Here is a 12,908-nt window from a genome sequence, read left to right as displayed (position 1 = left end):
CTAACCAATGTGGGAGCGGGCTTGCTCGCGAAGGGGTCGACTCACAATCGGCTATTTCACCCCGGCCCGCACCACCGACAACTCCGGCGCACTCCCCCGTCGCTGACTCAGATACCGCGTACAACTCACTCGTAGGAACGAAGCGAAATTCACCACCTCCCCGCGATAATCCATCACCTCTTCATATAGCTTGGCGATCAACTGGTTGGTGGTCATGCCATCGACTTCGGCGATTTCGCTGAGGATGTCCCAGAACTGGTTTTCCAGGCGCAGCGTCGTTACCACGCCGCAGATGCGCAACGAACGCGAGCGGGATTCGTAGAGAATCGGGTCGGCCTTGACGTAGAGCTCGCACATCGGCGAATCCTCGTTACAGGGTGATTTTGGTGCCAAGCAAACCGAGGAAACCGGCCAGCCAGTTCGGATGCGCCGGCCATGCTGGCGCAGTCGCCAGATTGCCCTGAACGTGGCCGTCGGTCACCGGGATATCGATGAACGTGCCACCGGCCAGCCGAACTTCCGGGGCGCAGGCCGGATAGGCGCTGCACTCACGACCTTCAAGAACGCCGGCCGCTGCCAGCAATTGCGCACCGTGGCAGACCGCAGCAATCGGCTTGCCGGCCTTGTCGAAGGCGCGCACCAGCTCCAGGACTTTTTCGTTCAGGCGCAGGTATTCCGGCGCACGACCGCCGGGGATCAGCAGCGCGTCGTAATCGGCCTCGGTGACCTTGGCAAAGTCGAAATTGAGGGCGAACAGGTGACCGGGTTTCTCGCTGTAAGTCTGGTCGCCTTCGAAGTCATGGATCGCGGTGCGCACGGTCTTGCCCGCAACTTTGTCCGGGCACACGGCGTGCACGGTGTGACCGACCATCTGCAGGGCCTGGAACGGCACCATCACTTCGTAGTCTTCGACGTAATCGCCGACCAGCATCAGGATTTTTTTCGCGGCCATGGGGAGGACTCCTCTGGGAATGGGCTTGCAGGAGTATTCAAGGTAGACCGTATCCGTTGGGGCGGGTAACAACCGGCTACTACGCCTCCCGCCTTTGTGGCGAGGGAGCTTGCTCCCGCTCGACTGCGCAGCAGGCGCAAAACCTGTTTGCACAGTTTTCCTGAAAAAAGCGGGGGCCGCTTCGCAGCCCAGCGGGAGCAAGCTCCCTCGCCACAGGGGATCCAACTGTATGGATAACTCTGTGCCTGGCTGTACCAGCCCGAGCGCCCCGGTTTATGGCTTGATTAAGGCAATCCCCTGCCACCTTATATTCTGGTCCCCCATCATGTCCTCGCGCGAAAACACCGGCATGGCCCTCGGCCTGCTCGGGGTTGTGATTTTCAGCCTGACCCTGCCCTTCACGCGGATTGTGGTGCAGGAACTGCATCCGCTGCTCAACGGCCTCGGCCGGGCGCTGTTCGCGGCGATTCCGGCGGCGGCGCTGTTGCTCTGGCGGCGCGAGAAATGGCCGAACTGGCAGCAGATCAAAGGCCTGAGTCTGGTAATCGCCGGGGTGATTCTCGGCTTTCCGGTGCTGTCGGCGTGGGCCATGCAGACCTTGCCGGCGTCCCACGGTGCCCTGGTCAACGGTTTGCAGCCGCTGTGCGTGGCGCTGTATGCGGCGTGGCTGTCCCATGAACGCCCATCGAAAGCCTTCTGGGCTTGCGCCGCGCTGGGCAGTGCGCTGGTGCTCGGCTACGCGTTATACACCGGTGCCGGCAGCATTCAGGCCGGTGACTTGTTGATGCTCGGCGCGATTGCCGTCGGTGGTCTGGGCTATGCCGAAGGTGGCCGGTTGGCCAGGGAAATGGGCGGCTGGCAGGTGATCTGCTGGGCGCTGGTGCTGTCGACGCCACTGCTGATCGGCCCGGTGTTGTACCTGGCGCTGCAGCATCAAGGCACTGTGTCAGCCAAGGCCTGGTGGGCGTTCGGCTACGTGGCGCTGTTCTCGCAGTTTCTCGGCTTCTTCGCCTGGTACGCCGGGCTGGCGATGGGCGGAATCGCGCGGGTCAGTCAGATCCAGTTGCTGCAGATCTTTTTCACCATCGCGTTTTCGGCACTGTTCTTTGGCGAACATGTCGAACCGATCACCTGGGTGTTTGCCTGCGGGGTGATCACGACCGTGATGCTCGGGCGCAAGACCGTCGTGCAATCCAATGTGGGAGCGGGCTTGCTCGCGAAAGCAGTTTCTCAATCAACGGCAATGGTGACTGACACAACGCCTTCGCGAGCAAGCCCGCTCCCACAGGATCAGAGGTAGCCATCCGAACGCAGCAGGGTTTCCAGACAGTGCTCGCTGATGTTGTAGAAGTCCTTGAGCTGCTGAATCTTCACCAGCAACTGAGTCGGGTCCACCGGCTCGGCGCGTTTCACCGCGAGAATCATCTTGTTCTTGTTGGTGTGTTCCAGCGAGATGAACTCGAACACTTTGGTCTCGTAACCGCAGGCTTCGAGGAACAGCGCGCGCAGGCTGTCGGTGACCATTTCGGCCTGTTGGCCCAGGTGCAGACCGTATTGCAGCATCGGCTTGAGCAGCGCCGGGCTCTGGATCTGCAGGCGGATCTGTTTGTGGCAGCACGGCGAGCACATGATGATCGACGCGCCGGAACGGATGCCGGTGTGGATCGCGTAGTCGGTGGCGATGTCACAGGCGTGCAGGGCGATCATCACGTCCAGTTCGCTCGGCGCCACGCTGCGTACGTCACCGCACTTGAACACCAGGCCCGGGTGCTCCAACTTCGCCGCGGCGGCGTTGCACAGGTTGACCATCTCTTCACGCAGCTCGACGCCGGTGACTTCGCCTTCGGCCTTGAGCGTGTTGCGCAGGTAATCGTGGATGGCGAACGTCAGGTAGCCCTTGCCCGAACCGAAGTCCGCCACCCGCACCGGTTTGTCCAGCGCCAGCGGTGACGAGGTCAGCGCATGGCTGAAGACTTCGATGAACTTGTTGATCTGCTTCCACTTGCGCGACATCGCCGGGATCAACTCATGCTGCGCATTGGTCACGCCCAGATCCTTGAGGAATGGTCGGCTCAAGTCCAGAAAACGGTTTTTCTCACGGTTGTGCTCGGCGGACGGCGCTTCACGCAATTGCTGAGGTTTGCTCTTGAACAGTGAACTCTTGCCCTTTTTGCTGTATTCGAGCTGGGCTTCGTCGGTCACGGTCAGCAAATGCGCATTCTTGAACGCGGCCGGCAACAGCTCGGCAATCACCGCCACGCCTTCGCTCAGCGGCAGATTCTTGGTGATGTCGCGGGTCTTGTAGCGATAGACAAACGACAGGTTTGGCTGCGCCTTGACCGTCACCGCTTTGATGATGATCCGCTGCAGATCCGCCTCTTCACCCACGTACTTGGCCAGCACCAGTTTGATGAAGCCGTTGTGTTCGAGGCTGGTTTGCAGCAGCTCGATGAACTGGGCGTGATGATCGGGCGCGGGCTTGAGGGAGGGGGCGGTAACGGACATGGAAAAGCGGCCTCGGACGGGCGAAATCGGGAATGGCAGGTATTTTAGGGGGGATGGCGCTTGGGGACACGCTCTTATTTACCCAACGGCACCAGAACTCAGCGCACTGCCTGGCCCCTGTGGGAGCGGGCTTGCTCGCGAAAGCGGCGTATCAGGCGACATCGATGGTGAATGTCAGACCGTATTCGCGAGCAAGCCCGCTCCCACACTGGCTCGGCGTAATGCGGCCATATGTATCAGACAGGCTTTGTTCAGCGGGACCGGGGAGAACCGCACCCAGACTCAGCCCAACACAATCAACCGATTGGGCAATTCATTCCTCACCTGCGTCACCGGCACGTGCACCTTGAGCAGTTCTCCACAGGCCTCGATGCACGTCACAAATCCCTCCAGCGTGCGCCCTTGCCGCACCTGCTCGGTGAACGCGGCGACGATCGCGTCCCAGCTCTTGTTATCCAGCCGGCGGGAAATCCCTTCGTCCACCAGGATCTCCACGTAGCGCTCGGCCTCGCAGACAAAGATTAGCATCCCGGTGCTGCCGACGGTGTGGTGCAGGTTCTGTTCGAGGAACTGCCGCCGCGCCAGGTTCGATGCGCGCCAGTGGCGCACGCGGCGCGGGATCAGATGAGTGGTGATTTTCGGCAGGCGAAACAGCAGGCACAGGACGATGAACAGGCTCCATTGCACCAGCAACAGGCTGTGCATCGTCAGCCAGCCGGTCAGGTAATGGACGATACCCGGCACCAGCAGCGCCAGCAGACTGGCCCACAGCAGCGGGATGTACGCGTAGTCATCGGCGCGAGCCGCCAGCACGGTCACCAGTTCGGCGTCGGTGTCACGCTCGACCCGGGCGATCGCCTCGGCGACTTTGCGTTGTTCGTGTTCAGTCAGTAATGCCATGTCGAAAAGTGCCTGATTATTATTGTTGTGTGTTCACCAGCCGCCGGACGAACCGCCGCCGCCGAAACTGCCCCCGCCGCCGCTGAAGCCCCCGCCTCCACCGCCGCCGCCAAATCCACCACCGCCGAAACCGCCCCCGCCTCCGGAGCCGCCACGGCCGGCGGGAAGGATACCGAGCATCTGGCAGACAAACACGGTCAGGATGAACAACACCACCAGAAACACGAACAACAGCGGATGCCGCGAGACAAAATCACTCTGCGGATCACCGCTCGACTCATACACCGTCGACGGTTCGTCCAGCGGATTGCCGCCGAGCACCACCAGCATCGCCGCCACGCCGTCGCTGATGCCCTTGCTGAAATTTCCGGCCTTGAACGCGGGGGTGATCACTTGATGGATGATCACCGAACTCTGCGCATCGGTCAGCCGATCCTCCAGGCCATAGCCGACTTCGATGCGCAGCTTGCGCTCGTCACGGGCAACGATCAGCAGCGCGCCGTTGTTCTTGTCCTTCTGACCGATGCCCCAGTGTCGGCCCAGTTGAACGCCGTAATCCTCGATGGTGGTGCCCTGCAGATCAGGCACCGTGACCACCACCAGTTGCTCGCCGGTCGCCTGTTCATGCGCCTGCAATTGCTGGCTCAACTGGGCGCGCACCGAGGGCTCGATCATCTGCCCCTCGTCCACCACCCGCCCGCTCAGCGCCGGGAACGTCAACTCGGCCCGGGCGCTGAGGGCGAACAGCCACAGCATCAGCACCAGGCCTATCTTCAACACACGCATGGGCAACCTCGAATCAGAACTTCACTTCCGGGGCCTTTTCCGCACCGGGGGTGGTGGCTTCGAAGGTTTCGCGAATCGGCAGGTCGCTGTACATCACGCTGTGCCAGAGGCGCCCGGGAAACGTGCGGATCTCGGTGTTGTATTTCTGCACCGCCAGAATGAAATCGCGCCGCGCCACGGCAATCCGGTTTTCCGTGCCTTCGAGCTGCGATTGCAGGGCAAGGAAGTTCTGGTTGGCCTTCAGGTCCGGATAACGCTCGGAGACCACCATCAAACGGCTGAGCGCGCCACTCAACTGATCCTGAGCCTGCTGGAACTGCTTGAGTTTTTCCGGATTGTCGAGGGTGCTGGCATCGACCTGGATCGACGTCGCCTTGGCCCGCGCCTCGACCACGGCGGTCAGGGTCGCCTCCTCATGCTTGGCGTAGCCTCTGACGGTCTCCACCAGGTTGGGGATCAGGTCGGCACGGCGCTGGTACTGGTTCTGGACCTGGCCCCAGGCCGCCTTGGCCTGTTCATCGAGGGTCGGGATATTGTTGATGCCGCATGCGGTCAACAACGTGGCAAGCACCAGTAACGTGGCGACCTGCAGACGCGAGCGGTAGGTTGGACTGACATTCATCAAAGTGATGCTCCCTGGCATATTTCATAAAAAACCGACCGTGAAACCTTCTGCATCGGCGGTTGGGGCATAATCGGCCGCGCCACTGGAATGCAACGGGCCGATGGGCTAAAAAGAGGCCCTGCGCAAACGCTGCCGTCGGTCGGCGGGCGTTTTTGGCTCGGTCATTTTGAGCCTGCACCCGAACAACAATAGTCGCTCCCTAACTTTTGGCTGGCCGGCATTGCATTGCCGCTTGGGCCCTTGAGAAAAATATTCATGAAGAAGCTGTGTTTGCTGGGCCTGTTCGTCAGCCTGGCCAGTCATCAAGTATTGGCCGCCACGACCCCGGTACCCCTGGAAAACAAGGACGCGTTCATCAGCAATCTGATGAAGCAAATGACCCTCGATGAAAAGATCGGCCAGTTGCGCCTGATCAGCATCGGCCCGGAAATGCCTCGCGAGTTGATCCGCAAAGAGATCGCCGCCGGCAATATCGGCGGTACGTTCAACTCGATCACCCGCCCGGAAAACCGTCCGATGCAGGATGCGGCGATGCGCAGTCGCCTGAAGATTCCGATGTTTTTTGCGTACGACGTGATCCACGGTCACCGTACGATTTTCCCGATTCCGCTGGCCCTGGCATCGAGCTGGGACATGGACGCCATCGGTCAGTCCGGGCGCGTTGCCGCCAAAGAAGCTGCGGCCGACAGCCTCGACATCACCTTCGCGCCGATGGTCGACATCTCCCGCGACCCGCGCTGGGGCCGCAGCTCCGAGGGTTTCGGTGAAGACACCTACCTGACCTCGCGCATCGCCAAAGTGATGGTCAAGGCCTACCAGGGCGACACGCCGAGCACGGCCGACAGCATCATGGCCAGCGTCAAGCACTTCGCCCTGTATGGCGCGGTCGAGGGCGGGCGCGACTACAACACCGTCGACATGAGCCCGGTGAAGATGTACCAGGACTACCTGCCACCTTACCGTGCGGCGATCGACGCCGGTGCAGGCGGGGTGATGGTGGCGTTGAACTCGATCAACGGCATTCCGGCCACGGCCAACACCTGGCTGATGAACGACCTGTTGCGCAAGGACTGGGGCTTCAAGGGCCTGGCCGTCAGCGACCACGGCGCGATCTTCGAACTGATCAAGCACGGCGTCGCCCGTGACGGTCGTGAAGCGGCGAAGCTGGCGATCAAGGCCGGCATCGACATGAGCATGAACGACACCCTGTACGGCAAAGAGCTGCCGGGGCTGCTCAAGTCCGGCGAGATCGAGCAGAAAGACATCGACAATGCGGTGCGCGAAGTGCTCGCCGCCAAGTACGACATGGGCCTGTTCAAGGACCCATACCTGCGTATCGGCAAGGCCGAGGATGATCCGGCCGACACCTACGCCGAAAGCCGCCTGCACCGCGCCGAAGCCCGTGACGTGGCACGTCGCAGCATGGTGTTGCTGAAGAACCAGAACGAAACCCTGCCGCTGAAGAAAGACGCGAAAGTCATGCTGGTCGGCCCATTGGCCAAGGCCCCCATCGACATGATGGGCAGTTGGGCCGCCGCCGGTAAGCCGGCGCAATCGGTGACCCTGTTCGACGGCATGAGCTCGGTGATCGGCGACAAGGCCAACCTGATCTACGCCCGTGGCGCCAATATCACCAGCGACAAGAAGATCCTCGATTACCTGAACTTCCTCAATTTCGATGCTCCGGAAGTGGTCGATGATCCGCGCCCGGCCAACGTGCTGATCGACGAAGCGGTGAAAGCGGCCAAGGACGCCGACGTGATCGTCGCCGCTGTGGGCGAGTCCCGTGGCATGTCCCACGAATCCTCCAGCCGCACCGACCTGAACATCCCGGAAAATCAGCGCGAGCTGATCCGTGCCCTGAAAGCCACCGGCAAACCGCTGGTACTGGTGCTGATGAACGGCCGCCCGCTGACCATTCTCGAAGAGAATCAGTCGGCTGATGCGATTCTGGAAACCTGGTTCAGCGGCACCGAGGGCGGCAACGCCATCGCCGACGTGCTGTTCGGCGACTACAACCCGTCGGGCAAACTGCCGGTGACCTTCCCGCGCTCCGTGGGCCAGATCCCGACCTACTACAACCACCTGAGCATTGGCCGGCCGTTCACGCCGGGCAAACCGGGCAACTACACCTCGCAGTATTTCGATGACACCACCGGTCCTCTGTTCCCGTTCGGTTACGGCCTGAGCTACACCCAGTTCACGCTGAGCGACATGGCGTTGTCGTCGACCACGCTGAACGCCACCGGCAAGCTCGACGCCAGTGTCACCCTGAAAAACACCGGCAAACGTGACGGCGAAACCGTGGTGCAGTTGTACATCCAGGACGTCACCGGCTCAATGATCCGTCCGGTGAAGGAACTGAAGAACTTCCAGAAAATCATGCTCAAGGCCGGCGAACAGAAAGTCGTGCACTTCACCATCACCGAGGATGACCTGAAGTTCTACAACGCCCAGCTCAAGTACGCGGCGGAGCCTGGCAAGTTCAACGTGCAGATCGGCCTGGATTCGCAGGATGTGACACAGCAGAGCTTTGAGTTGCTGTAATTATTCAGTAACCAATGCCCGTGTGAGAGGGGCCTTTGTGGGAGGGGGCTTGCTCCCGAATGCGCTGTATCAGCTAAATAAATGCTGAATGACATGCCGCCTTCGGGAGCAAGCCCCCTCCCACATTGGAATCCACTGGTTTCGAAATTGGCGTTAACCGCGTCTGTCTAGGATATTGACCACCAACCGATCCACCCAGCCCCAAACCCGCTGCTTCACCCGCCGCCACAACGGCCGGCGCCGCCACTCCTCCAGACTGACCTGCTGACTCAGGCCGAAGTCCTTCTCGAAACTCTGCACCACCGCTGCCGTCAACGACGGGTCCAGCGCCTCCAGATTCGCCTCCAGATTGAAGCGCAGGTTCCAGTGATCGAAGTTGCACGAACCGATGCTCACCCACTCGTCCACCAGTACCATTTTCAGGTGCAGGAAGCACGGCTGGTATTCAAAGATCTGCACCCCGGCCTTGAGCAGGCGCGGGTAGTAGCGATGGCCGGCGTAACGCACCGACGGGTGATCGGTGCGCGGCCCGGTCAGCAATAGCCGGACGTCGACACCCCGGGCAGCAGCCTTGCGCAGCGAGCGGCGGATTTTCCACGTCGGCAGGAAATACGGGGTGGCCATCCAGATGCGCTTCTGCCCGCTGTTCAAGGCGCGGAACAGCGACTGCAGAATGTCGCGATGCTGGCGCGCATCGGCGTAGGCCACGCGACCCATGCCCTCGCCCATGTCCGGGACCTTGGGCAAGCGTGGCAGGCCGACATGCGCCGAAGGTTTCCAGGCCCGGCGATGGCGGTTGGCGATCCATTGGCGGTCGAACAGCACCTGCCAGTCGAGCACCAGCGGGCCGCTGATTTCCACCATCACCTCGTGCCATTCGCTGCTGTCCTGCCCGGGCGTCCAGAACTCATCGGTAACACCGGTGCCACCGACCACCGCCAGACGCTGATCGACCAGCAGCAATTTGCGGTGATCGCGATAGAAGTTGCCGACCCAGCGCCGCCAGTTCAGGCGATTGTAAAAACGCAGTTCGACCCCGGCCTTGGTCAGGCGCTGACGCAGGTGCAGGGTAAACGCGAGGCTGCCGTAGTCATCGAACAGGCAGCGTACCCGCACGCCGCGCTCGGCAGCCTGCACCAGCGCCTGCACCACGGCCTCGGCGCAAGCGCCCGCCTCTACCAGATACAGCTCCAGCTCGACCTGCTCCTCGGCGCGGGCAATCTCCACCAGCATGCGCGGGAAGAATTGCGGGCCGTCGATCAACAGTTCGAAACGGTTGCCGTCCCGCCATGGAAACACCGCACCGCGCATGTCAGCGCGCCGTGAAGATCAGTACCGCACCCACCGGCACCGACAGACTGATGGCCGACAACCCGGCCAGGTTGCGCAGGGTTTCCAGCCCCGGCGCCAGATCGAAATCCTCGGCGTTGATCACCAGCGGCTCCAGGGTCACCACTTGAAAACGCCGGTCATCGAGACGGGTTGCCAGCAACTCCGCCGGGTATTCATGTTGCTTGCCGTGCAGATTGACGGTCAGCGGCAGACGCAACTCAAGTTGCGCACCGGGTGCCAGATCGTTGATCGGGCGCAGGTCGATCTGGGTGCTGATGGTCGCTTCGGGGAATTGCTCGATCTGGAACAACTCCTTGCGCATGCGCTCGTCGCGCAGCGGGATGCCGCTGTTGATCGAGTCCAGCTCGACTTCGACCTCGGCGCGACCGCTGGGATCGACCTTTCCGTGCAGCACCAGAAAGCGTTGCACTTCAGAAATGTGGGCGTTTTTCGTGCTGACGAACGACAGCCGCGACGACTCGCCGTCCAGATACCAGTTGGCCTGCGCCGGCAGTGCGGCGGCGGCCAGCAGCAGACTGGCAAAGGCTGTATAGAGGGAGCGGTTGAACATTGAATACTCGTGGGGGCGATAAACCTGCACGAACCTTAACCGCCTACGCCGTTATTGCAAACTGATCGCCGCAAATCTATCGATTGGTAAAAGTCCCTGTGGGAGCGGGCTTGCTCGCGAAGGCGGTGAGTCAGTCAACACAAATGCTGAATGGCACACCGCATTCGCGAGCAAGCCCGCTCCCACAGGGTTATCTATTGACTTGAGGATTGAGGCGGCAACCCTGCCGTTCGCCCAGCCACTGCGCACGATTGCTGCGACCCATGCCGCTGACGGTGATGGTTTTGCTGGCGCTGTCATCGGTAAAGCCGCTGGTCGGCAGCCACTGTTTCACATAGCCCCGGCAATACTCGGCGTCGTTGTTCATCACATAACGGCACGAACAATATTCCTTCGCCGTGTAGGCACTGATGATGTCGGGGAACGCCCAGAGGTTTTCCCGTTCGAGCCAGAGCCAGCCGAGCAGCACGATCAGCGCCAACAGCAACACCCGCTTCAACAGCTTCATGGCTGCACCGCCTTGAGTACGCGTTTGAGCAGTTCGTTGTGGCGATAGCTGCCGTCGCGGTCATCGGCGTAACGCACGATCACCAGTTTCTCGCTGGGGATCACATACAGCGCCTGGCCCCAGTGGCCGAGGGCGGCGAAGGTCTCGGGCGGTGCGTCGGGCCAAGGCGCGGCGGCACCATCCGCCGGGCGATTGAGCCACCAGTGACCACCGGGCACTGCTTCGTCCTGATGCGCCTTGTAACCGGTAAATGGCTCACGGTTGAAGGCGATCCAGTCCTTGGGCAGCAATTGCCGGTCGCGCCAGCGTCCGTCGCGAGCCATCAGCAGGCCGACCCGCGCCAGATCCCGTGCGGTGAGATAGGCATAAGAGGAAGCGACAAACGTGCCGCCGGCATCGCTTTCCCACACAGCGTGGCGGATGTCCAACGGCTCAAACAGCGCGGTCCACGGATAGTCGGGATAACGCTGCGGGCCAACCATGTTCTTCAGCGCCGCCGCCAGCAGATTGCTGTCGCCACTGGAGTAACGGAACGCCTGCCCCGGTGGCGCATAAGCTTGGTGATTGGCGGTGAACGCAGGCATATCGCGGTGCCCACGGGTGTAGAGCATCGCCACCACCGAGGATTTCAGCGGGGCATATTCGTAGTCTTCCTGCCAGTCCAGCCCGGAAGCCCAATGCAGCAGATCCGCCACGGTGATCGCCGGGTGTTTTTCCAGTGCCGGGTAGAATTTTGAAACTGGATCATCAAGCTTGAACTGGCCTTCGCCATACGCCACGCCGAGTACCGTGGCCATCAGGCTTTTGCTGATCGACCAGGTCAGGTGCGGGGTCTCGGCACGGGTCGGGCCGGCGTAGCGTTCGTAGATCAACTGACCGTCGCGGATGATCAGCAGCGCGTCCGTGCGGATGCCCTGGCGGGTGGTGTCGTCGCGGGGTGGGAAGGCGTAGGTCTCTAATGCCTCGACCGCGGCGCCGCTGATGTTGGCGCCAATCGGCCATTGTTCACCGGGCCATTGCTCGGCCTGTACCGTGAAGCTGATCAGCAGCAGAAACAGGGACAGACTTTTGCACATGGTGAGGGCTCTTGGGGAGAACCTGAGGGTAGTCTTGCCACATGACAGATGTGTGGTGTTTTTGCGGCCGCCTTCGCGAGCAAGCCCGCTCCCACATTTGAAACGCATTCCAAAGGTGGGAGCGGGCTTGCTCGCGAAGAGCCCAGTCAGCCCACCGCCAAAGCCTTGGCCAAGCGCTTGGCCCGCGCCCCCGCCGCCAACTGCATCACCGACTGATCACGCTGCCACATCGCCGCCCACTCCGGATTACCCGCGCGCAACGCCTGATCGATCTCGCCCTTCAGCGCATCGAACTGCGCAAACAAACCACCCAGCAACACATGCCCCGCCGGGTTGTTCGGTGGCTGGCGGCTCGCCTCTGCGCACCCGGCCAGCAGCGCCAACAAACGCAACAACAGCGGCTGCGACCAGCCACTGTCCTGACCGACGCCGTACAGCCACGCGGTCATCGCGCTCAGCACGTAGACATCTTCCAGGGTGCGAAACGGCTTCACATAAGCATCCCAGCCATCCCCCGCGAGCAGCTCGCACAACGCGCCGTCCAGATGCAGCCGACCGTGACTGATGTCCGGCATCAGCGGCAGCGCCGGGAGTTTTTCCACGCGCACGCCGGGTTCGCCGGGATAGACCACCGCCAGACTCAGACGCGGTGTTTCGCCGGGTTCTTCACTGCGCGCGGCGACGAGCAGCCAGTCCGCAGCATCCCCAGCGGTAACGAAATCCTTGCGCCCGCTCAGGCGCAAATCGCTGAGACGGGTCTGCATGTCCGCCGGGCGCAGGCTGCGCTGCTCGGTCGCACACAACGCACCAAGACTTGGCGGTGCGCTCGGCCAGAGCATGCGCAACGCCGCCTGATACCCCACCAGAAACGCCAGCCCCGGCGTCGCCATGCGCCGCCCTCCGGCCACCGCCAGTTCGAACGGCGTCACATTGCCCACTTGCTGCAACAAGGTGGCGAAACCTTCCGCCAGATCAGCGATGGCAGGCAGACGTTCATGACTTTCGAGGAGGCTGGGCCAGGGCATAAGAGGCTCCTTGAGGGCTGTCATACAAGCATCACCAAACGTTCACGGTGATGACACCGGGGCTACATAGCCTGACTTTGC

General features: G+C 61.8%; 13 protein-coding genes. 2 read left to right on the top strand and 11 right to left on the bottom strand.

Features of this window, described 5'->3' with window-relative positions:
- Positions 1-51: 51 nt before the first annotated feature.
- Both AC1RBR_RS06780 and AC1RBR_RS06775 read right to left on the bottom strand, forming a co-directional pair.
- Positions 52-357 carry a ribbon-helix-helix domain-containing protein gene (locus AC1RBR_RS06780; RefSeq protein ID WP_095138503.1) on the bottom strand — a complete coding sequence of 102 codons (306 nt, stop codon included), beginning with the start codon at positions 355-357 and terminating at the stop codon, positions 52-54.
- A gap of 13 nt (positions 358-370) precedes the next feature.
- A complete protein-coding gene (locus tag AC1RBR_RS06775; RefSeq protein ID WP_027614423.1) occupies positions 371-952 on the bottom strand; it encodes a DJ-1/PfpI family protein in 582 nt (193 codons plus the stop codon).
- Between the two features lie 325 nt (positions 953-1,277).
- Here AC1RBR_RS06775 and AC1RBR_RS06770 point away from each other — a divergent pair, with 325 nt between their 5' ends.
- Complete coding sequence (locus tag AC1RBR_RS06770; RefSeq protein WP_492563554.1) at positions 1,278-2,252, top strand: DMT family transporter; 975 nt, start codon at positions 1,278-1,280, stop codon at positions 2,250-2,252.
- Here AC1RBR_RS06770 and AC1RBR_RS06765 read toward each other — a convergent pair.
- The 4 genes from AC1RBR_RS06765 to AC1RBR_RS06750 all read right to left on the bottom strand — a co-directional run bounded on the left by AC1RBR_RS06765 (position 2,243) and on the right by AC1RBR_RS06750 (position 5,765).
- Positions 2,243-3,457: a class I SAM-dependent methyltransferase gene (locus AC1RBR_RS06765; RefSeq protein ID WP_492563552.1), complete on the bottom strand. Its 1,215-nt coding sequence runs from the start codon at positions 3,455-3,457 to the stop codon at positions 2,243-2,245. The genes AC1RBR_RS06770 and AC1RBR_RS06765 overlap by 10 nt on opposite strands.
- A gap of 282 nt (positions 3,458-3,739) precedes the next feature.
- Positions 3,740-4,357: a TPM domain-containing protein gene (locus AC1RBR_RS06760; RefSeq protein ID WP_492563550.1), complete on the bottom strand. Its 618-nt coding sequence runs from the start codon at positions 4,355-4,357 to the stop codon at positions 3,740-3,742.
- 33 nt (positions 4,358-4,390) lie between these two features.
- Positions 4,391-5,143, bottom strand: coding sequence for a TPM domain-containing protein (locus AC1RBR_RS06755; RefSeq protein WP_492563548.1), 753 nt, complete (start codon positions 5,141-5,143; stop codon positions 4,391-4,393).
- A gap of 13 nt (positions 5,144-5,156) precedes the next feature.
- Positions 5,157-5,765 (bottom strand): LemA family protein, encoded by a 609-nt coding sequence (locus tag AC1RBR_RS06750; RefSeq protein WP_007963199.1) that lies wholly within the window; start codon positions 5,763-5,765, stop codon positions 5,157-5,159.
- 258 nt (positions 5,766-6,023) lie between these two features.
- Here AC1RBR_RS06750 and bglX point away from each other — a divergent pair, with 258 nt between their 5' ends.
- Positions 6,024-8,315: a beta-glucosidase BglX gene (gene bglX, locus AC1RBR_RS06745; RefSeq protein WP_095138496.1), complete on the top strand. Its 2,292-nt coding sequence runs from the start codon at positions 6,024-6,026 to the stop codon at positions 8,313-8,315.
- Between the two features lie 153 nt (positions 8,316-8,468).
- On the opposite strand, the gene AC1RBR_RS06740 is transcribed toward bglX, so the two are convergent.
- From AC1RBR_RS06740 to AC1RBR_RS06720, 5 genes are all read right to left on the bottom strand, one after another.
- Positions 8,469-9,626, bottom strand: a complete 1,158-nt coding sequence (locus tag AC1RBR_RS06740) for a phospholipase D-like domain-containing protein (RefSeq protein ID WP_204895753.1) — start codon at positions 9,624-9,626, stop codon at positions 8,469-8,471.
- A gap of 1 nt (position 9,627) precedes the next feature.
- On the bottom strand, positions 9,628-10,218 hold the full coding sequence (locus AC1RBR_RS06735; RefSeq protein ID WP_095138494.1) for a YceI family protein: 591 nt from the start codon (positions 10,216-10,218) through the stop codon (positions 9,628-9,630).
- A gap of 190 nt (positions 10,219-10,408) precedes the next feature.
- Positions 10,409-10,726, bottom strand: a complete 318-nt coding sequence (locus AC1RBR_RS06730) for an amidase (protein ID WP_456018889.1) — start codon at positions 10,724-10,726, stop codon at positions 10,409-10,411.
- Positions 10,723-11,802 carry a serine hydrolase domain-containing protein gene (locus AC1RBR_RS06725; protein WP_492563544.1) on the bottom strand — a complete coding sequence of 360 codons (1,080 nt, stop codon included), beginning with the start codon at positions 11,800-11,802 and terminating at the stop codon, positions 10,723-10,725. The genes AC1RBR_RS06730 and AC1RBR_RS06725 overlap by 4 nt, the downstream gene beginning before the upstream one ends.
- A gap of 146 nt (positions 11,803-11,948) precedes the next feature.
- Positions 11,949-12,827: an acyl-CoA dehydrogenase middle domain-containing protein gene (locus AC1RBR_RS06720; protein WP_492563542.1), complete on the bottom strand. Its 879-nt coding sequence runs from the start codon at positions 12,825-12,827 to the stop codon at positions 11,949-11,951.
- Positions 12,828-12,908: the final 81 nt, after the last annotated feature.

This window comes from Pseudomonas sp. GW823-FHT01D03 (genome assembly GCF_058798255.1).
This window is presented reverse-complemented; position numbering and strand designations above follow the sequence as displayed.

What these genes read in the sequence shown, in the direction of transcription:
- AC1RBR_RS06740 (WP_204895753.1), bottom strand. Translation starts at nt 9,626, where the DNA reads ATGCGCGGTGCGGTGTTTCCATGGCGGGACGGCAACCGTTTCGAACTG.
- AC1RBR_RS06775 (WP_027614423.1), bottom strand. Translation starts at nt 952, where the DNA reads ATGGCCGCGAAAAAAATCCTGATGCTGGTCGGCGATTACGTCGAAGAC.
- AC1RBR_RS06780 (WP_095138503.1), bottom strand. Translation starts at nt 357, where the DNA reads ATGTGCGAGCTCTACGTCAAGGCCGACCCGATTCTCTACGAATCCCGC.
- AC1RBR_RS06725 (WP_492563544.1), bottom strand. Translation starts at nt 11,802, where the DNA reads ATGTGCAAAAGTCTGTCCCTGTTTCTGCTGCTGATCAGCTTCACGGTA.
- AC1RBR_RS06770 (WP_492563554.1), top strand. Translation starts at nt 1,278, where the DNA reads ATGTCCTCGCGCGAAAACACCGGCATGGCCCTCGGCCTGCTCGGGGTT.
- AC1RBR_RS06720 (WP_492563542.1), bottom strand. Translation starts at nt 12,827, where the DNA reads ATGCCCTGGCCCAGCCTCCTCGAAAGTCATGAACGTCTGCCTGCCATC.
- AC1RBR_RS06730 (WP_456018889.1), bottom strand. Translation starts at nt 10,726, where the DNA reads ATGAAGCTGTTGAAGCGGGTGTTGCTGTTGGCGCTGATCGTGCTGCTC.
- bglX (WP_095138496.1), top strand. Translation starts at nt 6,024, where the DNA reads ATGAAGAAGCTGTGTTTGCTGGGCCTGTTCGTCAGCCTGGCCAGTCAT.
- AC1RBR_RS06750 (WP_007963199.1), bottom strand. Translation starts at nt 5,765, where the DNA reads ATGAATGTCAGTCCAACCTACCGCTCGCGTCTGCAGGTCGCCACGTTA.
- AC1RBR_RS06755 (WP_492563548.1), bottom strand. Translation starts at nt 5,143, where the DNA reads ATGCGTGTGTTGAAGATAGGCCTGGTGCTGATGCTGTGGCTGTTCGCC.
- AC1RBR_RS06760 (WP_492563550.1), bottom strand. Translation starts at nt 4,357, where the DNA reads ATGGCATTACTGACTGAACACGAACAACGCAAAGTCGCCGAGGCGATC.
- AC1RBR_RS06765 (WP_492563552.1), bottom strand. Translation starts at nt 3,457, where the DNA reads ATGTCCGTTACCGCCCCCTCCCTCAAGCCCGCGCCCGATCATCACGCC.
- AC1RBR_RS06735 (WP_095138494.1), bottom strand. Translation starts at nt 10,218, where the DNA reads ATGTTCAACCGCTCCCTCTATACAGCCTTTGCCAGTCTGCTGCTGGCC.